Source organism: Tolypothrix sp. PCC 7712 (genome assembly GCF_025860405.1).
Taxonomy (GTDB): domain Bacteria; phylum Cyanobacteriota; class Cyanobacteriia; order Cyanobacteriales; family Nostocaceae; genus Aulosira; species Aulosira diplosiphon.
On record NZ_CP063785.1, the window covers coordinates 5,153,797 to 5,176,749 of the forward strand.

18 protein-coding genes and 1 pseudogene are annotated in these 22,953 nt (G+C 39.5%); 11 read left to right on the plus strand and 8 right to left on the minus strand.

The window, feature by feature from the left end:
- Nucleotides 1–53 precede the first annotated feature (53 nt).
- The 4 genes and pseudogenes from HGR01_RS21075 to HGR01_RS21090 form a co-directional block, all read right to left on the minus strand.
- Nucleotides 54–1,814 carry a serine/threonine-protein kinase gene (locus tag HGR01_RS21075; RefSeq protein ID WP_045870231.1) on the minus strand — a complete coding sequence of 587 codons (1,761 nt, stop codon included), beginning with the start codon at nt 1,812–1,814 and terminating at the stop codon, nt 54–56.
- Between the two features lie 390 nt (nt 1,815–2,204).
- Nucleotides 2,205–2,459, minus strand: a complete 255-nt coding sequence (locus tag HGR01_RS21080) for a hypothetical protein (protein ID WP_045870232.1) — start codon at nt 2,457–2,459, stop codon at nt 2,205–2,207.
- A 511-nt stretch (nt 2,460–2,970) separates the two neighbouring features.
- A complete protein-coding gene (locus HGR01_RS21085; protein WP_235623047.1) occupies nt 2,971–3,048 on the minus strand; it encodes a hypothetical protein in 78 nt (25 codons plus the stop codon).
- Nucleotides 3,043–3,528 (minus strand): annotated as a pseudogene (locus tag HGR01_RS21090) (HAD family hydrolase); the annotation flags it as partial. The gene HGR01_RS21085 and the pseudogene HGR01_RS21090, both read right to left, overlap by 6 nt.
- Before the next feature lie 87 nt (nt 3,529–3,615).
- Between HGR01_RS21090 and HGR01_RS21095 the strand changes: the two are divergent.
- The 3 genes from HGR01_RS21095 to HGR01_RS21105 all read left to right on the plus strand — a co-directional run bounded on the left by HGR01_RS21095 (nt 3,616) and on the right by HGR01_RS21105 (nt 8,194).
- Entirely contained in the window at nt 3,616–4,650 is a 1,035-nt protein-coding gene (locus HGR01_RS21095; RefSeq protein WP_045870233.1) for an isopenicillin N synthase family dioxygenase, read from the plus strand.
- Between the two features lie 352 nt (nt 4,651–5,002).
- Nucleotides 5,003–5,923, plus strand: a complete 921-nt coding sequence (locus HGR01_RS21100; RefSeq protein ID WP_045870234.1) for a 3'-5' exonuclease — start codon at nt 5,003–5,005, stop codon at nt 5,921–5,923.
- 1,428 nt (nt 5,924–7,351) lie between these two features.
- On the plus strand, nt 7,352–8,194 hold the full coding sequence (locus tag HGR01_RS21105) for a tetratricopeptide repeat protein (protein ID WP_045870236.1): 843 nt from the start codon (nt 7,352–7,354) through the stop codon (nt 8,192–8,194).
- Between the two features lie 345 nt (nt 8,195–8,539).
- On the opposite strand, the gene fusA is transcribed toward HGR01_RS21105, so the two are convergent.
- The gene (fusA, locus tag HGR01_RS21110) at nt 8,540–10,549 is read right to left on the minus strand and encodes an elongation factor G (protein WP_045870237.1); all 2,010 of its coding nucleotides are present in this window, start codon (nt 10,547–10,549) and stop codon (nt 8,540–8,542) included.
- Between the two features lie 531 nt (nt 10,550–11,080).
- Here fusA and HGR01_RS21115 point away from each other — a divergent pair.
- Nucleotides 11,081–12,010 carry a carbohydrate ABC transporter permease gene (locus HGR01_RS21115; RefSeq protein ID WP_045870238.1) on the plus strand — a complete coding sequence of 310 codons (930 nt, stop codon included), beginning with the start codon at nt 11,081–11,083 and terminating at the stop codon, nt 12,008–12,010.
- Nucleotides 12,011–12,355: 345 nt separating this feature from the next.
- Here the strand turns inward: HGR01_RS21115 and HGR01_RS21120 are convergent, their stop codons facing one another.
- Both HGR01_RS21120 and HGR01_RS21125 read right to left on the minus strand, forming a co-directional pair.
- Nucleotides 12,356–13,003 (minus strand): PEP-CTERM sorting domain-containing protein, encoded by a 648-nt coding sequence (locus HGR01_RS21120; protein WP_045870239.1) that lies wholly within the window; start codon nt 13,001–13,003, stop codon nt 12,356–12,358.
- 1,000 nt (nt 13,004–14,003) lie between these two features.
- On the minus strand, nt 14,004–14,678 hold the full coding sequence (locus tag HGR01_RS21125) for a response regulator transcription factor (protein ID WP_045870240.1): 675 nt from the start codon (nt 14,676–14,678) through the stop codon (nt 14,004–14,006).
- Between the two features lie 1,132 nt (nt 14,679–15,810).
- On the opposite strand from HGR01_RS21125, the gene HGR01_RS21135 reads away from it, so the two are divergent.
- From HGR01_RS21135 to HGR01_RS21150, 4 genes are all read left to right on the plus strand, one after another.
- On the plus strand, nt 15,811–17,973 hold the full coding sequence (locus tag HGR01_RS21135) for a Tex family protein (protein WP_045870242.1): 2,163 nt from the start codon (nt 15,811–15,813) through the stop codon (nt 17,971–17,973).
- Between the two features lie 74 nt (nt 17,974–18,047).
- Entirely contained in the window at nt 18,048–18,371 is a 324-nt protein-coding gene (locus HGR01_RS21140) for a 2Fe-2S iron-sulfur cluster-binding protein (protein ID WP_045870243.1), read from the plus strand.
- A 292-nt stretch (nt 18,372–18,663) separates the two neighbouring features.
- Complete coding sequence (locus HGR01_RS21145) at nt 18,664–19,062, plus strand: phage holin family protein (protein ID WP_045870244.1); 399 nt, start codon at nt 18,664–18,666, stop codon at nt 19,060–19,062.
- A 147-nt stretch (nt 19,063–19,209) separates the two neighbouring features.
- A complete protein-coding gene (locus HGR01_RS21150; RefSeq protein WP_045870245.1) occupies nt 19,210–19,401 on the plus strand; it encodes a YqaE/Pmp3 family membrane protein in 192 nt (63 codons plus the stop codon).
- A gap of 666 nt (nt 19,402–20,067) precedes the next feature.
- Here the strand turns inward: HGR01_RS21150 and HGR01_RS21155 are convergent.
- Nucleotides 20,068–20,868, minus strand: a complete 801-nt coding sequence (locus HGR01_RS21155) for a hypothetical protein (RefSeq protein ID WP_045870246.1) — start codon at nt 20,866–20,868, stop codon at nt 20,068–20,070.
- A gap of 177 nt (nt 20,869–21,045) precedes the next feature.
- On the opposite strand from HGR01_RS21155, the gene HGR01_RS21160 reads away from it, so the two are divergent.
- The 3 genes from HGR01_RS21160 to HGR01_RS21170 all read left to right on the plus strand — a co-directional run bounded on the left by HGR01_RS21160 (nt 21,046) and on the right by HGR01_RS21170 (nt 22,826).
- Nucleotides 21,046–21,270 carry a hypothetical protein gene (locus tag HGR01_RS21160; RefSeq protein WP_045870247.1) on the plus strand — a complete coding sequence of 75 codons (225 nt, stop codon included), beginning with the start codon at nt 21,046–21,048 and terminating at the stop codon, nt 21,268–21,270.
- A 38-nt stretch (nt 21,271–21,308) separates the two neighbouring features.
- A complete protein-coding gene (petJ, locus tag HGR01_RS21165) occupies nt 21,309–21,656 on the plus strand; it encodes a cytochrome c6 PetJ (protein WP_045870248.1) in 348 nt (115 codons plus the stop codon).
- A 150-nt stretch (nt 21,657–21,806) separates the two neighbouring features.
- Nucleotides 21,807–22,826, plus strand: coding sequence for an aldo/keto reductase (locus HGR01_RS21170; RefSeq protein ID WP_045870249.1), 1,020 nt, complete (start codon nt 21,807–21,809; stop codon nt 22,824–22,826).
- Nucleotides 22,827–22,953 lie beyond the last annotated feature (127 nt).

A 22,953-nucleotide genomic window follows, 5' to 3' on the forward strand; every position in this document is an offset into this window, starting at 1 on the left:
GTGCGCCCCTATTGAGATTTAAAGAGTTTTGCACGTGTAGCTTGGGGTATTGACTAATATAAATTGTCAATCTTACTAGCTGAGTAGTAATGGGGATCAGCTTGTGTCTTTCTTGAGGCTGAATTTACTTTTGATACAGCTACTTTACTACTTGGGCCGCGCAGACGTTGTTTTTGTGCATACTCATTGAGTTTCATTTGTGCTTGTGCGTAAACAGTAGTATTTTTTGGAACCTTGTGCAGGAATTTGACCGCATCATCAAATTGACCAGCAGAGGCTTTGTTGTAAGCTTTTTGTAAAAAGTAAGTAGCTCGAATTTGCTGCTTTTTATCGTACTCAGCCAATTTTTTCTGCACGATCGCACCAGCAGCACTTTCTTGAGGGATTTGACGCAAATAGCTGATAGCAGTAGCAAAATCTTTATTATTTGCGCTTGCGTAAGCTTTAGCTAATAAATCTTGCGATTGTGCTTCTATGTTGACTTGTGCCTGCTGCACTAGTTTATCTGTTTTAGATTGCCAATATAAAATATCAGGAACTTTAGGCGCGATCGCTAAAACATCTGACCATCTACCAGCTTGGAAGGCGGTTTCTGCAAATTGGTATTGTTCAGCAGCTACTTGCCATTGCTGTTGCCATTCTTCAACTGTGGCTTGAGCTTCTGGATAAATTTTACTTTGGGTGGGAATTGATTTGACGAGTGCGATCGCTTCATCTAAATCTCCCGATTGATATTCTTCTGTCGCTTTATATAAAGTTTCTTTATCAGAGTAGGCTGGAGAAGTTGTAAATAAGGAATATACACCCAATCCCAGCAATACAGAATTAGCCGCCAAACCAACTCTCATTCCTGTGAGTAATGGCGCAGACTTCTGTGGTGTTACAGGAGTGGCGACGATATTGCTATTGCTAGGTTCTTCAGGTGGTAAAGACAGGCTATATAGTGCTTCTAATTGGGGTAACTCATTTTCCCACCGCATTTCTTGGATTATTTGCAATACCTCACCCGCAGATTGGAAGCGGTCTTCGTAATCGTAGCGAATCATTTGGCTGAGAATAGCAGCTAAATAATCGTTAACTTGTGTTTGAGGAGTATGCCAAATAATTTCATTTGTATAGGGATCTAATTGAAATTGTAATGGTGCCATTCCGGTTAAAGCTTGGATGGCAATTATACCTAAAGAATAAATATCGCTATTAGGCTGTGTTTGACCAATAAATTGCTCTGGTGGGATATAACCCAACGAAGTAACCGGAACATTCTGAATAGGTAATTCTGTATCCTCGCCAAAATCAACTGGCTGGATGGAACCAAAATCAATCAGTACTAATTTGCCATCCGCAGCACGTCTAATTAAATTTTCTGGTTTGATATCGCAATGGATCACTCCCTGAGAGTGAACAAAATCCAGAATTCCTAAAACATCTTCTAAAAACTCAACAACTTGGACTTCACTCCAAATCTCACCACATTTTTTATTGATGGGTAGTTCTTCAGTTAATGAATGTCCTTCAATAAACTCTTGCACTAAATAGAAACGTTCGTTTTCCTCAAAGCAAGCAATGAGTTGAGGAATTTGGTCGTGACATTCCAAACGCTTGAGAGTTTCGGTTTCCGTGAGAAAACGTAACCTTAAGTCATCCAGGTAACTAGGTTGACAATTGCTCACCTTGAGCTGTTTAACAACGCACTTAGGGTTCTCGGGGTAATCTATGTCTACGGCAATATAGGTTTGTCCAAAGACTCCTGCACCTAGGCTTTGAACGATTTGGTAACGCCTTTGTAGTACTTTACCGATCATGTGGTGGATCATGAGCTGGTTACTTCGTAAGTAGTCCTAATCTACTTTTTCTGTAATTTCCACCCAATTTCCGGAACTACCTAGAATTAATTCTGTAGGCGGTTGACTCGTCTAATCCAAACCTTAGCGGTGTCAGTATTTTTTTTTGACTAAAAAATATATTAAGATTTTTATACCTTCAACAGCCATTGCTGATTAAGTATTAAATCGCCTCATTTTAGCATCATCTGGCACTTTCTCCGGTGTGCCTATTGAGCCATTAGTATTGTAATTTCCAATCCAAAATTGTATTACCATTGTCAAGTCAGCCATTCACGCCCAGTTTTGGCACAATCTAGCATAAAAATCTGTCTTTTCCATGCTCTAGGGCCATTTTTCAGCTAGCTTCCCAACACCCAAATTTTAATTATTCATCAGAGATACAAGCCGAGAAAACCAATAAACAATTTCTGGATCGCAGAAGGTTGTCAGTCGAGCCATTTCTCTGGCTAGCTGATACGCTTCCTCACCCTTAGCATGGCTTGTCAGTCCGGCATGATTGAGTAATGCGGCTTTCAAGTCTCCGGGATAAGTGGGTAAACTTTGACCTGTGGCATAGTTCATTCGGCTGAGAATAGGATTCCAGTCGATTTGGTTAGTAGTAATATGTGCATTCATAAAGTGTGTTGCATTTTTAGGATGATATAGCAATATTCCCTAAGTTATAAAAAAGAAATTATTTAGAAGCCTAACTATTTTAAAGTCGGGAATGAATCTGGTTTTGATAATTTAGGATTGCTATATTTCTAATTTATGCTGCTCAATCAGTAGTAGCAAATATATTTTCTTTTTATATTAATAAATATAAGTTATAGAAAAATATTCAAAGTTTACAAGTTTACATTACTCAAATTTTATCTCTAAGATAGCAGCGCGGATATATTTTATTTACCAAGAAGCAACGATCCCAGGCAATTCGCTTAAATCATCAATAATCGCATCCGGATGTTCTGGTGCTTGCCATCCTAAGTCTCTCTTCCAAATACTTTTCATCCCCATCCTCTTAGCTCCCATCACATCCAATACTGCTCGGTTAAGGATTGTCAACTCTTAATTTGGTTTGGGGAAAAGGTGAAAGGGTAAGGGTTAAAGGTTTTTTATTGTCCCTTTTCCCCTTCGCCTTTTGCCCTTAACCGACAAGTATTGCCATCACATCTGTTTGAGGATGATCTCCGATAAATACGCTTTCATTTGGTAGTATATTCAAGTTACGTAAAGCGCGCAGAAATATTTCTGCATCCGGTTTGCGAACTCCTTCAAATTCTGAAATTAAGATTGTTTGAAAATATTTTTCAATGCCTAAACCTTGAATGGTACGCTGCTGAAACTTGCCAAGACCATTAGTAATAATTCCTAATAAATATCCTGCTTTAGTAAGAGCTTCTAGTGTCTCTAGCAGGTTGACAAAAGGTATACAAGAATGCATGAAATTTATTTCATAATCCTCAAGCAAATCTGCCCATGAAATCGCTTCAATGCCAAATTCTCTAACAAGAGTTTGGTAAACTTTATCTTTCCAAACGTACCCACGGCAATCTAATTAGATAAATCTGCTAATATAATCGGGCTTGGCAATTTTAGCTAATTCCGCCGGAAATCGGTCATATTGATGAGCAATAAAATGTTGGATAGAAGCATCTCTATCTAGTAAAGTTCCATCTAAATCAAACAGAATAGCGCGAATCATTCAATTTTAGATTTTGGATTGATACATAGTTGAAGAAGAAAGTCCCAATGAAAAAATTTCACAGCACACAACGAGGAGGACAGTAGCATGAATAGCTTACAAGTTGTGGATGAAGGATTTTCACAAGTGCCGCTAATTGATATTAGCGCCTTGGTTTGTGGAAAAGGCGATCGCCTACAAGTAGCATCGGAAATTGGGCAAGCTTGTCGTGAGTGCGGATTTTTTTATATTGTGGGACATGGTGTAGATGAAGGCTTGCAGCAACGGCTAGAACAACTCAGCCGCCAGTTTTTTGCCCAGGATTTAGCAACTAAAATGGCAATCCGTATGGCTTTGGGTGGTAAAGCTTGGCGGGGGTATTTCCCAGTTGGGGGCGAACTCACATCGGGTAAGCCTGATATCAAAGAAGGTATTTATTTTGGTGCAGAACTAGGAAACAATCACCCACTCGTACAAGCAAATACCCCTATGCATGGTGCTAATCTCTTCCCCGAGAATATCCCTTTATTCCGCGAAACCGTGCTGGAATATATGGAGGCGATGACTCAACTAGGGCACATTTTAATGGCTGGTATTGCTCTGAGCTTAGGGCTAGAAGCAGCTTATTTTGCTGAACGTTATACATCAGATCTCCTCACCTTATTTCGGATTTTTAACTATCCCCCAGATTTGTCACCTGCTGATGGTGAAAATCGCTGGGGTGTGGGTGAACATACAGACTACGGCGTTTTAACTATCCTCAAACAGGATGATTCCGGCGGATTGCAAGTTAAATCGCGATCGCGCTGGGTAGCTGCGCCGCCAATTCCCGGTTCCTTTGTCTGCAATATTGGCGATATGCTTGATCGCATGACTAGAGGTTTGTATCGTTCAACGCCTCATCGGGTGCAGAATTTATCAGGACGCGATCGCCTTTCGTTCCCTTTCTTTTTCGATCCCAACTTTGATGTCGAGGTAAAGCCAATTCCCCTAGATGGGGTAATAGCCAAAGATGATCGCGCAGAACGTTGGGATCAGTCTAGCGTTCACGACTTTCAAGGAACCTATGGGGATTATGTGCTGAGTAAAGTATCTAAAGTTTTCCCAGAGTTGCGGCGGACGGTTTTAGAGATTACCCAGTAAATAGTTATCGCTTTGGCGAGCAGGGGAAGATGAGGGGACACAGGGGACAAGGTGACAATAAGAAAATACAGTTCAGTGAAGAAAATTACATTGATAACAAAACCAAAAACTAGTTACTCAACAAAAAAACCGAACAATAATTTTGGAGGGGATTTGGGGGACGCAACCGTCACCCAATCGGGGGTTTGGGGGAGAATCCCCCAATTGATCTGGCTTCTTTAATAAGTGACAAATCAATCGCTAATGAGCTTAACTGAGCCGTATTAGAAAATAAGAGGCATTCCAATTACCAATGCCCCAAAATTCCATTATTTTAATTGAAGTATCTGTAAATCCGAGGAAATTTTAGCCCATGCCCTATCTTACTTACGCCAGGGACATTTACGCCATTATTGCTAAATATACCAACGCTAAAACTCTCTGGATTGATACAGAAGTCGCTGATTATAAAAGTCGTCAACCGAAACTCTCGCTTATTCAGGTATTAGATGATCCTTCAGATATGAGTGGCGATCGCGTTTATCTTTTGGATGTTCTAGGAAAACCTGAAATCGTGGGGGAATTTATTGACAGCATTATGCTCAATCCTAGTATTGAAAAGGTATTTCATAATGCTAGTTACGATTTGAAATTTCTGGGTAATAAGCAAGCTAAAAATGTTACTTGTACCTTAGAAATCGCTAAAAAAATCCCTTACTATCTTTTGCCAGTACCTAACTATCAACTACAAACTTTAGCTACGGTACTTTGCGCTTTTAATAATATTGATAAAGAAGAGCAAATTAGTGATTGGGGACAGCGTCCTCTCACTGATTCACAAATTGATTATGCGTATTTAGATTGTATATATCTTGCTCAGGTACATTTAAAATTATTAGAGTTGCAATCCCAAACGAATCCCGATCCGGCTACAGAAGATTTAGCATTACTTGGTGCCAGATATACGGAAATTGAACAGCAGCATCATATATTAAACTCTGAGTTAGAGCATCTGCAAGAACGCATTAAAAAAGCTATGCAGATACAAAATGTCTCGGAAACATCATATTGCAAGCTGACTAAATATGAGCGCAAAACAGTAAAAGTTGCATTTACTGAACTCATGAGGCTAGTAGAAACCGCAGGTATTGATTTAGATTTTCCCATCCCCCTGACTCAGAAATTGCAAAAAGATTTAGGTACAAACCTAGAACAACTCTCTGTAGAGGTGGATGAAACTACCTCTTGGCGTTTAACACCGAAAAGTCCAGAAAGCGCGGCTGAGAGCGATTAAAAAATTACGGAGTTACATTTATTTTTAAATAATATAGTTACTTCAATAGCAACAAAGCTACTGACAGATAATGGTATATGCAACTAATTAATTTAAAATCTAAAATCTAATACCAATTTGAAAAAAGAATGTGACAGATGGTAGAGGCACGGCGTGCTGCGCCCTCTGGAATATATTGATGCGTCGCAAACATTTTTTGATTTGGTATCACTTATTAAAGAAGCCAGAAGAATTGGGGGATTCTCCCCCAAACCCCCGATTGGGTGACGGTTGCGTCCCCCAAACCCCCTCCAAAATGATTGTTCTGTTTTTTTGTTGAGTAATACCAATTGGAAAAAAGAATGTGACAGATTGTAGGGGCACGGCGTGCTGCGCCCTCTGGAATATATTGATGCGTCGCAAACATTTTTTGATTTGGTATCACTTATTAAAGAAGCCAGAAGAATTGGGGGATTCTCCCCCAAACCCCCGATTGGGTGACGGTTGCGTCCCCCAAACCCCCTCCAAAATGATTGTTCTGTTTTTTTGTTGAGTAATACCAATTGGAAAAAAGAATGTGACAGATTGTAGGGGCACGGCGTGCTGCGCCCTCTGGAATATATTGATGCGTCGCAAACATTTTTTGATTTGGTATCACTTATTAAAGAAGCCAGAAGAATTGGGGGATTCTCCCCCAAACCCCCGATTGGGTGACGGTTGCGTCCCCCAAACCCCCTCCAAAATGATTGTTCTGTTTTTTTGTTGAGTAATACCAATTGGAAAAAAGAATGTGACAGATTGTAGGGGCACGGCGTGCTGCGCCCTCTGGAATATATTGATGCGTCGCAAACATTTTTTGATTTGGTATAACATTCTCATTCATTCTCATAGATACACGTAAATTTAAGTGTATGCGGCTCTCTAACTGGAAATTTTATATAGATAAAGATTTTGTGAAAATAATAAAAATTTTAATTTAATTGGCTTTAAAACGTATAATGAAAAGCGGCAAAAATAGGACTCGCAGCGTATAACATAACTTTGTGCAAGCGAGAACTAAATATATGATGGGGAAAATAACAGTTTTTATACTTTATTTTGTCTGTAAACAGCCACTCTGGGTCTAATAGGATGCTACATAGAGTGTTATAGCAGCAAATATTAGTCACATCTACGCAAGAAAAAGATGAAATAAGTGGGAAAGCTGAGGCGGCAAATTTATACTTCATCCTGTATCTAAACCTAGAGTAAATAGCAGTTATTGACGACTTATGCAATCGCCTTTCTCTTCCTTTACTTGGCGTTATTGGCGCTTCACATCTACATTAAAAAGGTAAGATTCATAAATTAGATGGGATTGCTAGATGCATTTACAATTAATCACTATTTCCAGATATAGCTAAAGTTAGTCAGCATGAATTTAGGGAGGGTGGCGGATTAAAACGACGTATGAAACTGCAATTATTTGATCGAGAGTGGACAAGGTTAGGCAGAGCATTTACCATAGCTTTGTTAACAATATTGAGTACAATTACTAACCTTTCCTGTAGTAAAAATAGTAATGTATTAGTAACAGAAATTGGCGTAACTCCCCCCAGCCGTCGCCCAGCCAAAACATCAAAGGCAGTGGAATTTTATCTTCAAGGGCAAAGTCAACACGCTAAAGGTAACTCAGAAGCAGCGATCGCATCCTATGATCAAGCAATTAGCCTGAATCCCCAATATGGTGTAGCGTTCAAAGCGCGGGGATTGGCTAAATTTGACGCGGGAAAGAAACAAGAAGCGATCGCAGATTATAACGAGGCGCTGAAGATTAATCCTAATGATGCCGAAGCCTACAATAGCCGCGCTAATGCCAAAGCCTCAATCGGAGATAATAAAGGCGCGATCGCAGATTATAACGAAGCAATTCGTCTCGCTCCTAGTTATGCGGAAGCTTATAATAATCGTGGCAATGCTCGTGCTACCACAGGCGATCGCAACGGCGCGCTAGAAGATTTTGATCGAGCTATTCGCATCAATACCAGATATGCGATCGCCTACAATAATCGTGGCAATCTCCGCGCTGCTAAGGGAGACCAACAGGGCGCAATCTCTGACTACAATCAAGCTATCCGCATCAATCCTAACTTTGGCCCCGCCTACAATAACCGTGGAAACGCCCGCGCCGCCCAAGGCGATAAACCAGGCGCACTCAAAGACTTACAACAAGCCGCAGATATTTTTCAAAGTGAGGGTAACAAGGATTTGTACCAACAGGTGATGAATAATATTAAGGAATTGGGACAGTAATCAATACTTGTCGGTTAAGGGTAAAAGGGGAAGGGGAAAAAGGGCAAGAAAAAACCTTTAACCCTTACCCTTTAACCTTTTCCCCAAACCCAATTCCGAGTTGAAAATCCTTAACCGAGCAGTATTGGGACAGTAATACTAATTCGTAATTCGTAAGTAGCTAGGTGCCGAATTTTAGACAATTGGTACAAGTCTTGAGTTTTTACAGATGAGAAAGGGCACAGCATTGTTTGTGCCCTTTTGACATCTATAAGTATGAGAACAAGTCAACCGTCAACCGTCAACCGTCAACCGTCAACAGTCAACAGTCAACAGTCAACCGTCAACCGTCAACCATCAACAAAATTACGTACTTGCTTGCCGATAACAAGCAAATTCCATCGTGAAAGTTGCCATTCCCGCAGTTTGCGATCGCAAGTCTGTAGAATAACCAAACATTCGTACTAGGGGTACTTCTGCCCGAATGATAGAGTATGCTTGCATGGTTTCGGAACCTAATAGCAAGCCTCGACGGGAGGAGAGATCCCCCTGGACTCTACCTAAATACTCGTTGGGTGTTTCCACCTCTACCAACATAATTGGTTCGAGGATGTAGGGTTTGGCTTTGGCGATCGCTTCATCCAAAGCTTGATGGGATGCTGATCGGAATGCCAATTCGGAGGAGTCAATGGGGTGAAATGAACCGCCCTCTAGCACAACTTTTATCCCTGTGACGGGATAACCTTCCAAACGGCCTGATTGCATGGCTTCACGGAAGCCTTTCTCGCAAGCGGGAATAAATTCTTTGGGAATTACTCCGCCAACTACCTTGCTTTCAAATACAAACGGTTCATCTGTCGGTTCAATCCAGCCTGTGACATGGGCGTATTGTCCAGAACCCCCAGTTTGTTTTTTCAGTCGGTAATCGAAGCGCGTCTTTTGCCCAATGGTTTCGCGATATGCGACTGCGGGTGTACCAACGTATACCTCAGTGTTATATTCCCGTTGAATGCGCTCTAGGTAGATTTCTAGGTGCAGTTCGCCCATACCAGAAATCAAAGTTGCCCCTGATTCTGGGTCAATGCTGAGTTTGAAGGTGGGATCTTCTTTTTGGAAGCGGTTGAGGGCTTTAGAAAGGCGATCGCTATCTTCTTGTTTTTTGGGTGTAACAGCCAGTGTAATTACTGGGTCTGGGACAAACATTTTCTCTAAAGATATCAGTGGCTCTTGACCACAGAAGGTATCACCAGAGGCACAATCTACGCCCAATAGAGCGATAATATCGCCAGCTTCCGCAAATTTCACCTCTTCGCGCTTGTTAGCGTGCATTCTCACCAAGCGGCCAATTGGCACTCGTTGTCCGGTGCGGGAGTTGTATACAGTATCGCCTTGTTTGAGAGTTCCCGAATAAATTCGGGTATAGGTTAACTGTCCAAAGGACTCCACAGTCAGTTTAAATGCCAAGGCGACTAAGGGATCGTCAGGATTGGGGTAAAGGTTGACAGACTCTACCGTTTTGACGACTTCCCTATCTATGGGAGATGGGAGATAAAGGGCGATCGCATCTAACAAGTTCTGCACACCTTTGTTTTTGAATGCTGAACCCAGAAGTACAGGTGTGAGTTGCAAACTCAAGGTGGCTTGGCGAATGGTTTGCCAAATAAGTTCTTGGGGAACTTCTTTACCTTCTAATAGCATCTCCGTCATGGGTTCGGAGAATAGTGACAAAGCATCCAGTAATTTTTCCCTTGCTTGTTGCGCTTCTGCCAGCAGTGCATCAGGAATTGTCGTTTTTATCCAATTTTCGCCGTTTTCGCCTTCAAAGTAAGAAGCTTGCATTTCTATGAGGTCAATAACCCCGAGAAATTTGTCTTCACTACCGATAGGATACTGAAGTAACAAAGGATTTAACTGTAAGCGATCGCGCATTGCTTGCACTACCCGAAACGGATTAGCACCAATGCGATCCATTTTGTTGATAAATGCTATACGCGGCACACGATATCGCTTCATCTGGCGATCGACGGTAATCGACTGGGACTGTACGCCTGCTACAGCACACAGCACCATTACCGCCCCATCCAATACCCGCAAAGCACGCTCAACTTCTATCGTAAAATCCACGTGTCCCGGTGTATCAATTAAGTTGATTTGCGTATCGTGCCATTGACAGGTGGTAGCGGCAGAGGTAATTGTAATGCCATGCAATTTTTCCTCTGGCATAAAATCCATCGTCGCACCCTTGCCGCCTCCCCGCACCTCCTCAATGGCGTGGATTCTGCCTGTATAGAAGAGAATTCTCTCTGATAATGTAGTTTTACCAGAGTCAATATGAGCAGAAATACCAATATTGCGGATGCGTTCTCGGGGAATCATAAAATATCCTTTTGCTCAAGCAATAAACAGTTTCAGCCTATTCCTATTAGGCTTTAGAGCAATCTCACTTGTATTATACTACATTTGTATTACAAATGTCATCACTGCTTAAAAGTTCATCAAGATTCTCAAACATCACTCAATACGGTTCGTATCAGTATTTTGCATCTCCCTTGTAATTTAGGAAAAGGGTAAGGGTGAATTCAATCCTTTTCCCCCTTCACCAAACTGTATTGAACCACCACTGACATTTCCCTGTGAAGTTCTTAGTGTGGGGCTGACCCGAAATCTGACTCGTGTAATATAAATTAGCGTCGTTAGCAGATGTAGGTTGGGTTAAGCGCAGCGCAACCCAACATAGATCTTGAAAGCTAAACCAAATCTAGTTTGCAGAATCTGAAATTGTATATTTCTTGTGGCGTTGGGCATCTTGCCCGCCCAATATCTGCAAGTTAAATGTGGAACAGCTTATTTCGATGTTGGGTATCCTTACGTCAAACGCCAGCCCTTTAATTCATCTTTCATCCTTCTATGAATCAATTGTCATCTAAAGATTGGGTGTTAATCAAACAGAGGCTAACCCCTTATTTATTTTTGCTACCCGCCTTACTAATTTTAGGGTTAACCGTTTTTTGGCCTGCATTGCAAGCATTTTATTTGAGTTTTACTAGCTATGAAGATATTTCCCAACCGCCGCAATGGATAGGTATTGCTAACTTCCTCAAGCTGTGGAAAGATGCTGTTTTTTGGCAAACTTTAACCAATACTTTTCTTTATCTTGTCGGTGTAGTGCCAATTCTTGTAATTGCGCCTTTGGGGTTAGCTATTTTAGTTAATCAAAAACTTAGGGGAATGAATTGGTTTCGAGCTGCATACTATACACCAGTAGTCATTTCTATGATTGTTGCTGGTATAGCATGGAAATGGCTTTATGCAGAAAATGGCTTACTGAATCAATTTTTCAAAGCCTTGGGAATGTTTCCCGAAGGAATTCCTTGGTTAACTAGCCCTAATAAAATTTTTGGCATTCTGCCAATTTCTTTGGCAAGTGTAATGGCTGTGACTATTTGGAAAGGCTTAGGCTATTACATGGTAATTTACTTAGCTGGACTGCAATCCATTCCTGGCGATGTCTACGAAGCCGCAGCTATTGATGGTTCCGATGGTATTCGCAAACATCTGGATATTACAATCCCTTTAATGAAACCATATTTAGCTTTGGTAGCGGTGATTTCTGCCATATCAGCCACCAAAGTATTTGAAGAAGTATATATCATGACCCAGGGAGGGCCACTTAATAGTTCAAAAACTATAGTTTACTATTTATATGAGCAAGCATTCACTAATTTAGAAATTAGCTATGCCTGCACAATTGGGCTAGTGTTATTCTTGATAATTTTGGGCTTATCGATTTTGCGATTAATTATTAGCCGGGAAAGCACTGATAATATCAAACTTTAATTGCTGCATATCTTGAGAAAATTAATTGGTGATAGATAGGAACTTGTGTAAATAATTAGAACTTGCTTGATGTATTTTCTTATTTCTCAGGGCTTGATTGAATCTTGAAGAAAATACACCCTGTAACTATCAAGTACTTGAATCACCTGCTGATTACAGCATTTCGTCAATTAGTGCAATATGGCAGTAAATCCCATAAAACTACAAAGCGAAATACAGAGAAGTGGCGTTCTTTCTTTGGGTAGAGCAATGGTGAGATGCAACTATGATAATCCACGTAAATAACAGCATTTCGGGATTTCTGGAATTTCAACTACTCATTATTAGAGCCTTTGAAATTAGGAATTAAGCTGTTACCTTTTCTTTTTTTAGCTTTTGAATTTGCTTCTTCTTCAACACAACTCCCATGCCTAAAGCTGTTACCGAGCCTAAAATGGTGAAAGGCTCGGGAACTGCTTCAGCAGTCATAGAGAAAGATCCATCTGATTGGATTTGGTTAACAGTCAGAAGCCCGTTGCCTAAAAAAGTCTTATCTTTAACAAATGAACCAGTAAATTTTGGCATAATGCCAAAGGCAAATGTTCCACTGGATGTTTTAGTAACTTCAAATGGGTTAGATATATTAAAAATCAGCCCATCAGCAAATTGAATGAATGGGTTGTTTGCTTGTCCTGAGTAATTAGCTACTGATCCGTCTCCTGAGGAAGTATAGCTGATTAATTTCAAAGCAATGTCGGATATGGTAACGTTTTGCCCAATATAACCGGCAAACATACCATTTGATGACTTTTTAACTGTAGCATCAGTGGCATCGAATTTAATTGTGTCAGTAGCAGCTGGATTTTTCTCCGCCCCGTTTACAAAATTAGCTGAACCAGCAATATTAACTCTGCCTAATGAAAATGCTTGAGCGGATGAAACATTAACAGTATTACTTACAGCAAAGGTGCCGCAAGTTAAGGCTAATCCCAGCCCTATTGTTTTAAAAGCCATGATTGTCTCCATTAAAAATGATTGGTATCAGGTTTTTGCCATCTGCAAAATGTCCTAATGAATTGCATACATTAGACTCTTTTGAAGTTGGTAAACATTCATCTGCTGAGTTGTTATGCTGTGACCCAAATTTATACAGAAAAGTTGCGTGGGTTTCCCGAATTTAGCAAACTTTTCAAGACAGATTTTGGATTGAAAGATTGAGATTTAAAAAATGGTAAAAGACCCTAATCTTAACGCCACTTGCTTCTGTTGGTATTTCCCTAAGACCAAAGTAGCTCAACTAAAAAACTTGTGTTGCAAAGTTATAAGCAAAGGTAGCTTCTGCTTAGACTTGCTGTAAAATCCATCATCCAAAATTCTGTCTTCCTGTCCCTGCTGTCAAGCCTGGGGGAAATCTCAAATTGAGAAGTTATTACTCAGCAATCACATGCAGATGCCCACCTGATTTTTGCATACCCTTCCATTATTTAAGTAAAAACTCGGACAGGCGTAAAGCCTTTGTAAAAACCATACATATATCTGTGAATTTTGTATAAAGTATTGCATTTCAGCATCAAGAACACTTTATCTAACCTAAAGGTAGATGACGGCAACTTTTTATACTAATAGTTGTAGGAAATTTAAGCTTTGTTATATCAATTGAGCTTGAAAACCTTTAATAGAAGGCTGTTTCAAGCTGATCAAGCCATACTAGCTACGACCATTTAATGTTACAGGCTGTAAACAAACTTCATCTTTTATCGTTGAAGCAGACTGTTGAGAATACAACCCACCAAAGAAGTATTTCTGAAATGCAATGCAGACATTCAGTAGTCAAATTTCACCTATATAGCCATGTACTTGCTTGATAATTAAAAGTGCGATCGCACTTTTAATCACATCAGCAATTTTTTCCATATCAGAAATTTAAAGGAAAAGTGAACCAAGGTAAAACCCTTAAACGTTCCCGTAAAAAATTTATATAGTTCAGTTTCATCCCGGCTATTTACCTTTTGCTCTACTCTCGTAATGAGTAACCAACACCACGCACAGTATAAATTAAGCGTTTTTCTTTATTTTCTTCCAATTTCAGGCGTAAATAGCGAATATAAACTTCAATAATATTAGAATCTCCCATAAAGTCGTAACCCCAAACTTTCTCGAGAATTTGGTCTCTAGTAAACACCTGGCGGGGATGACTCATGAGATACTCTAACAGGTCAAATTCTTTTGCGGTTAACTCAATTGCCCGTTTACCGCGAAAGACTTGACGAGTGCGACGGTTTAAACTCAAATCCTCAAACTGGGAAACATCCTCATCTGTTTCTTGGGTGCGGCGGAGATGGGCGCGAATTCTCGCCAATAGTTCTTCGATGCTAAATGGTTTAACTACATAATCATCAGCACCAGCATCTAAACCAGCCACGCGATCACTAACTTCATCTTTGGCTGTTAATAAGATCACCGGCATTGAGTTACCAGTGGCGCGCAAACGACGACAGATTTCTAAACCCGTAAGCCCTGGTAGCATCCAATCGAGAATTGCTAAATCCGGAGACAAGTCTCTTGCCAAGGTCAAGCCGAGGATACCATCATTGGCTACACTTACTTGATATCCTTCACTATTCAATTCCAATTCCACAAATCGCGCCAGCTTAACTTCATCTTCAACTAAAAGGATGTGCGCTGTCATATTTTTTCCTCAAGTAGCCTCATCGATGCAGGTAATGGGTAATTGGTGATTGGTAATTGGACTATTCTCAATTCTTTGCCTACAAAGGACAGAGAAATATTGATGTCGTAGTTCAGGTGTAGGAAGTGATGTTAGCAGCATCTGTATGCTCAACCTCTAAGCAGTTCATAATTTACTTTTATCGATAATTATGGAGAATTTTAGATTAATTGGGATATTTCCACCAGCATTTTATCTATTAATATCCCTTAATCTAATTCACGCTGCATCTTTCCCTATTTTTATACCTAGACAATTATATGATTATTTACAAATGAGAGTCTGAAAATCTCTCTCCTCTGCTTCTGCTTCTGCGAATCTTACAAATTACGAATTATTAATTACTAGCTTGGCACAACACTAATATTTAGGTATAATAATTTTGTGGCACTTGCAGTTAAGGAAACAAGTGCAAACAAAAAAGTGCCCACACACAATTTAACCCCATCCAAAATAGAGAAAAGGGCAAGCAGTGGGACACAAGACAAATCATTCAAAAACCAATACACAGCATTTTTAAGCCCAAAGGAATAAAGATTAATTTCTAGGCTGTGCGACTTTATATTAAGTAGAGATTTGTTTCGGTTCTATGTATTAATTTGTTTCATCAGCTATGTTGTTTTTTCCTAGCATCCTGTAAGCAGATCATTGCTTAGACAAGAGCCTGTTAGTACCTAGCAGGACTACAATCAGCAATAATAGCTGGATTTGCCAAGGTGCTAATACCAAACTCAAAATAAAACAAATGAATCCAAATACACCAGCGATGTATGCTATTTCATCAGTAGATTGTTTAACAAAATAGCCAGTTATCAAAGCGGTACATAGTGGAACCAAAAAAAACAAAGCCATTTTTCCTAACCTCTGAAATCAAAGGTGTAACGTTGATATAAACAGATTAAATCTGTTGTTGACAATTGGTTTATTTTACCTCTCTGTAAGATTACCTTACAACAGAGTATGTAAAATAATCATGTAAAAAATTCATATTTGATAATCATCTGGTAAATTAGCTTAACGCTATTGTGCTGGCATCTGCCGAACGATATAGCATAATTACCTACTAAATTTAAGTTTTTGATTTAGACACTCAATGCTGAACATTCCTCAATTACTGGCAACTGAACTAGACCTTAAACTTTATCAGGTGCAAAATGCGCTGGAACTTTTAGCAGAGGGTGCAACAATCCCTTTTATTGCACGCTACCGAAAAGAGCGCACCAATGAAATGGATGAAGTTCAATTGCGTAATTTATCGGATAGGTATACATACTTAACAGAATTAGAAGAAAGAAAAGCGGTAATTCTAAATGCGATCGCCAATCAAGGTAAACTCACTGATGAACTAAAAGCGCAGATTACTTCTAGTTTACAAAAAACAGAACTTGAGGATTTATACTTACCATATAAACAAAAGCGCCGCACCCGCGCTACTATCGCCAGAGAGAAAGGTTTAGAACCACTGGCAGAATTTATTAAATCATTGAATGTGAAAAATCCTGTGTCTGCTTCTTTAGAAACAGAAGCAGCTAAATATATTTCGGAAACTCAAGGCGTAAAATCTGCACAAGAAGCGCTCAAAGGTGCATCTGATATCTTAGCGGAGGAAGTTGCCGAAAGAGCCGAATCAAGGGCATATATTCGGGATTACTTATTAGAATCGGGGATATTTACCTCTCGGATTAAAGATGAACATCCGGAAGGCACAACGAAATTTGAAATGTACCGCAACTATCAAGCTAAGGTGAAAAATATTGCACCTCATAATATCTTGGCTTTGTGTCGGGGTGAGGCAGAGGGAGTATTAAATTTTGAAATCGCCTTTGATGAAGATATCGTACTTTCCTACCTCGAATCTCAGGAAATTAAAACCAAAGTCCGTGCTATTCGCGATTTTTACCAAGGGATGATTAAAGATGCATTTAATCGCTTGATGAAAACTTCTTTAATGGGAGAAGTAATAGCCGAAAAGAAAGCCTACGCTGATTTTGAGTCGATTAAAACCTTTGAAACGAATTTACGGGAATTGCTATTATCTGCACCTGCAGGGATGAAGCCAACTTTGGCAATTGATCCTGGGTTTAGAACTGGGTGTAAAGTAGCAGTAATTAACCAAACAGGGAAATTTTTGGAATATCAAGCGGTATTTCCCCATCAAGCAGCAGAACAACGAACTAAAGCTGCACAAACTCTCAAAAATCTCATTGAAAAGTACAAAATTGAATTAATTGCCATTGGTAACGGTACAGCTTCCCGTGAGACTGAAGAGTTTGTCTCCCAAGTACTGCAAGCTATGGAACGCAAACCGACAAAGGTAATGGTAAATGAATCGGGTGCATCTATATATTCTGCTAGTAAAGTGGCACTAGAAGAATTTCCCGATTTAGATGTTACCGTACGTGGTGCCATTAGCATCGGTCGGCGGTTACAAGATCCCTTGGCGGAACTGGTGAAAATTGATCCCAAATCGATTGGTGTAGGACAATATCAGCACGATGTTGACCAAAAGTTGCTCAAGAAAAAGTTAGATGAAACTGTAGAAAGCTGCGTCAACTATGTCGGTGTAGACTTAAACACGGCTTCTAAGGAACTTTTAACTTTTGTCTCGGGAATTACCCCAGCAGTTGCCAATAATATTGTTACCTATCGCAACGAGAACGGAGCCTTTAAAAATCGCCGTCAATTGTTAAAAGTGCCAAAACTAGGGCCAAAAGCCTTTGAACAAGCAGCAGGGTTCCTGCGGATTCGCAACGGTGAAAATCCCTTGGATAATACAGCCGTGCATCCAGAAAGTTACTCTGTAGTAGAAGCGATCGCATCTGACCTCAACGTACCATTAAATCAGGTAACCCAAATCGCCGCTAAACTCCAAAAGGCTAACCTTAAAAAATACGTCACCGATACTGTAGGCGAACCAACACTGCGCGACATCCTCAGCGAACTCGAAAAACCCGGTAGAGATCCTCGTGCTGAGTTTAAATATGCCACTTTCAAAGAAGGAATTACAGAAATCAAAGATTTACAAGAGGGAATGGAATTAGAAGGTATCATCACCAATGTCGCTAACTTTGGTGCGTTTGTAGATATCGGCGTACATCAAGATGGCTTAGTACACATCTCCCAACTGGCGGATAGATTCGTTGAAGATCCCAAAAAGATTGTCAAAGTTGGACAAGTTGTGAAAGTTAGAGTACTAGAAGTCAATGAGAAATTGAAGCGAATTAGTTTGTCAATGAAAGCCGTAAGACAAGGCTAGTCGTAGTGTGCGTTGTCGCGCAGCGCAACGCACCACCAAGAATTCAAAGTATCTTACCTGATGGGTAATAAAATATGGCAGTTTATCAAGTTCGACTCATCAACTCGACAATGGGGTTAGACCGCACTATTCAAGTACCAGATGATCAATATATTCTCGACATAGCAGAAGACAACGGTATTCGCCTACCATCTGGTTGTAAGCAAGGCGAATGTTCTGCCTGTGTTGCCAAACTCATTAGTGGCGAAGTCGATCAAAGTGAGCAGAAATTTCTTCGTCCCCAGGAAATACAAGCTGGCTATATTGTTACCTGCGTGACTTATCCCACCTCTGATTGCACTCTCGAAACCCATCAAGAACAAGTTTTATATAAATCTTCGCTTTACTATAAGCAATAATTTGTTTTAATTAGAGATTTTGGAATTTATTTATAAACTAAATACTCAGAGCTTCAGATATAAATCAATTGTCAAAAGTTAAGGTTTTCTTTATAAATTGGATTACATAGAATTTTCCATCATAATTAAGAATTTTAGCAGAAAACTATCAAATGGTAAAATTACAGCCGAATTTTTCATCCAAACGATAGAACAAGAATCTATCCTCTTATTGATGTACCAACAGCTTGATTAGTTCATGATAGTGACATGAAGTTCACACGCTTAATCAACTGTTTCTGAGGTAAAAACAATGTTAGGGCCATTTTTAACAGCAATAGCAACAGCTTTGAGTCTATTAATAGTAGATTTAGTTGTACCAGGCGTTAATATTGCTAATTTCCCTGCCGCAATAATTGCAGCATTAGTGATTGGTTTGATTAATGGCTCAGTTAAGCCAGTACTTTCTACCTTATCTATGCCGCTTAATTTCTTAAGCTTTGGTGCTTTTTCGCTGGTAGTTAACGGCATTTGTTTCGCTATAGCAGCAGCCTTAGTTCCTGGTTTTTCTGCTCACGGAATTCTCGCTTTTATTTTGGGGCCAGTAATTCTCTCTTTTGCTAACACCTTCATTAACAACTACTTTGCAGAAAAGAACCTGGCTTTAGGTAGTGGAAATGCAAATAACAAGGGAGAATTACCCTCCAGCTAATAAGCAGTTATGGTAGAGATACTACTGCTCTCATGCTTCGCTATCAATTAGCAGTCGTCGAATTAATTTAATTCCGTAAGTAGATTTAATAATTCGGTGACAATCATACAAACGCAAGTACCCACATCAATCATTAGAATCAAATCCATGAAATTAACACGCTTACTTCTTGGTCTGTTGTTACCCCCCGTAGGAGTTTTTCTAGAAGTTGGTATTGGCCCAACTCTGATCATTAACATCTTGCTCACATTGTTAGGTTGGCTTCCCGGTAGTATTCATGCAGTTTGGGTAATTGCCAAGCATGAGGAGCAATTAAACAGACAGGATGGCATCTACTAACACTGCTAAATTGGTAATGAGTATTAACTAATTCTCGACAAGTAATTACCATTACCAATTTACATATCCATTATTCAAAATGACACTGGTTAAATTAATTTTGTAGTTAAACACAATTCAGCCAGAAATAAAAGCTCCTATTTAGAACAGTCATCAATTCCCAAATAAAAGCCTTTTTAAATTGTGACTTTTAATTTTTGATTTTCGGGCTACGGTATCAGGGTTTCATCGAATTTCTCCTCTCAATCAAAGTAATATTAGGGTGGCATTTCTCCACCCTAATTTTCTGTTTTAAATAATTTCAATTAAACAAAAGTTGTCACCCAAACCCCCAATTTTTTGAAAAATCCGGGGTTATAAATCTTGCTAGAGTGCAATTATATATAGGGTGCGTTAGCCTTGGCGTAACCCACCGGACATAGCTTATACCATTTGGGAAAAAAAACGCGAAAGATAGGTAGGGGCACGGCACCAGTAAGATATTTGATATGCCAAAAGATTGCGGATGCCGTGCCCTTACAAAGAATTTATCTGTCGCAAACATTATTTGAATTGGTATTAGATAATGCAGTGCATTACTGAAAATTTTTCTACACATAAAACAATATCCCCAACTTATTTAATCAGCCAGGGATATATATCTATGATGGAAAATAAGCAAAGGTATTAAGCAGGGGGAAGTTTGTGCTTATCAGCAGTATTATCTTTGTCCTTAAATAATTCTGCCGCCGCTAATAGCAACTCTCTTAAAGCCTGTTTTAGCTGACGTTCCTTTTTCGCGATCGCACTTCCAGCTTCACCCAGTTTATCATCGAGCTGCGATCGCTTCTGTTCAACTTGAGTAGCGATGTTTTCGGCTTGGGGACGAGCTTGATTATACCAATGCTTTGCGTCTTCCAAGTAATCTTTAACTTCTTCTGAACGTCCGCCGTAGCGCGCAGCTAAATTAGCTCTCACAATAGCTAGTTGTGCTTGCAGTTGAGCATAGCGCTTCTTGAGCAAAGCTGCTTCTTCACTATCTTTAATCCCATCAATGACAGAATCAAGCACAGTCTTTGTGGAAGTAGAAGTTTCCTTACCAGTCTCTTCAATCTCAGCCAAAATTACATCAACATCTTTTTGGAGTTGTTCTTCTTCACTATCTAGTTGAGACTGTAGCTTTTTAATTTCTGTCTGAGTTTTAGCGATGTTTTCATGTCGGTGGCTATTCACACCTTCCAATACACCTTCAATAGAAGCTGTTACTTCTTCTTTGATTTCGCTACCTCTTTCTTGGAAAGTTTCAATGACAGCCGAAAGTGCATCTTTCACAATAGTACGCAGTTCTATAGAACCCGTCTTAAATTCAGAACTGACTTGAGATACTGCGGCTTTCACAATTTCTCTAATGCGATCGCTTCTTAGCTGTCCAGTTTCTTTAGCTTGTTGCAAGTCTGCTTGAATTTTCTCTTTGATATTACTAGCCATTTTCAACTCTGGGTATTTAGGTAATTTGGATAAAATTTTCTAGATATCATCCTCTATTCACATTATGGTGTAGCCTTTTGGAGTCGGGCACTTCCTTTAGACAGAAAATGACTGGATTTTTCACAAATTCCCTTTTGTGAGATGATGAATATTTGTTGATACGCAAATAAAGCTCTTATGTGGAAAGTAAATATCACTTGTTCTGGTCAAGCATGGAAAATCTATGGTAGTGAATTTAAAGCACTAGCAGATAAATATTCCGGTAATTGCATTACTTCTAAAAAAATGCCAGATGGTCAGCGAATTATGGTATACAAAATTGAGGATGTGAGTGACGCTGAGTCTTTTGTGGAAGAATGTCAGCAGTTTGTTGGCTTTACTTCAGATTTTGAATCTTTATAAAATGCCAGTTGATATAAGTAAAAAATGATGTTGATTATATGAAAAAGCAATTAAACAAACTCATAAAGTTGCTATTGATTACTTGTTTAAGCTTGACAAGTATTTTCACATCTTCTGCTCATGCAGCAGATTTAGTTAATGGCGCACAAATATTCGAGGTTCATTGTGTGGGCTGTCATATTAACGGTGGTAATATTGTCAGGCGTGGTAAGACCTTAAAGAAAAAAGCTCTCAAGAAATATGGTATGGATTCTCTAGAGGCAATATCATCCATTGTCACCAATGGTAAAAATAATATGTCAGCTTATAAAGACCGCCTCACTGCAGAGCAAATACAAGATGTTGCGGCTTATGTTTTAGAGCAATCTGCAAAAGACTGGCGTTAATTTATAATTCATCCTTCCCAAGTGACCTAAGAAAATAAGGATACAATCCCGTAAATTCATTTAGAAAAAACCGTGAACCAACATTAATTAAAACCCCAGATTTATCCGTAATGTCTTTAATTTTGAATTTAGAATTCGGAGCGAAGCAACGTGACTCTACCAACAACAAGCTATCTGCAATTCACCCCAGATTTAAATATCTGCCGTATCTTAAATGGAATGTGGCAAGTTTCTGGTGGACATGGACGCATAAATCCCAAATTCGCAATTGCAACTATGTTCAAATATGTAGATGCAGGCTTTACTACCTGGGATTTAGCAGACCATTATGGCCCCGCCGAAGATTTAATTGGGGAATTCCGCCGTCAAATTATTGCTACTCGTGGTCAAGAAGCTTTAGCTAATATCCAAGCCTTTACAAAGTGGGTGCCTCGCCCTGGTAAAATGACCAAAAAAATCGTCGAGGACAATATTAATATTTCCCTCCGCCGGATGGATGTGGAGTCATTAGATTTAATGCAGTTCCATTGGTGGGAATATCAAGATAAAAACTACCTCGATGCGCTCAAATATATGGCAGAATTGCAAACTGAGGGCAAAATTAAGCATTTAGCTTTAACTAACTTTGATACTGAACATCTGCAAATTATTGTGGAAGCAGGAATCAAAATAGTTTCTAACCAAGTGCAATTTTCTTTAGTTGACCGTCGTCCAGAAGTAAATATGATCGAGTTTTGTCAACAGCACGATATCAAATTATTTACTTACGGCACAGTTTGTGGTGGCTTGCTCTCAGAAAAGCATTTAGGTAAACCAGAACCCCGAGGATTTGATCTAACCACAGTTAGCTTGAAAAAATATAAAAATATGATTGATGCTTGGGGTGGTTGGCAATTATTTCAAGAGTTGCTTACGACTCTCAAATCTATTGCTGATAAACACAAAGTCAGTATTTCTAATGTGGCAGTACGCTATATCTTAGATAAGCCATCTGTCGGAGGTGTGATTGTTGGTGCAAGGCTAGGCATATCTGAGCATATAGAAGACAACGCCAAAATATTTAGTTTCAACTTAGATGAGGAAGATTTAAATAAGATAGATACAGTGTCTCGCCAATCACGGGATTTATATCAGTTAATTGGCGATTGTGGTGATGAATATCGACGATAACAATTCACTATCAATACTGCTCGGTTGAGGATTTTCAACTCTTAATTTGGTTTGGGGAAAAGGTGAAAGGGTAAGGGTTAAAGGTTTTTTATTGCCCCTTTTCCCCTTAACCGACAAGTATTGAATT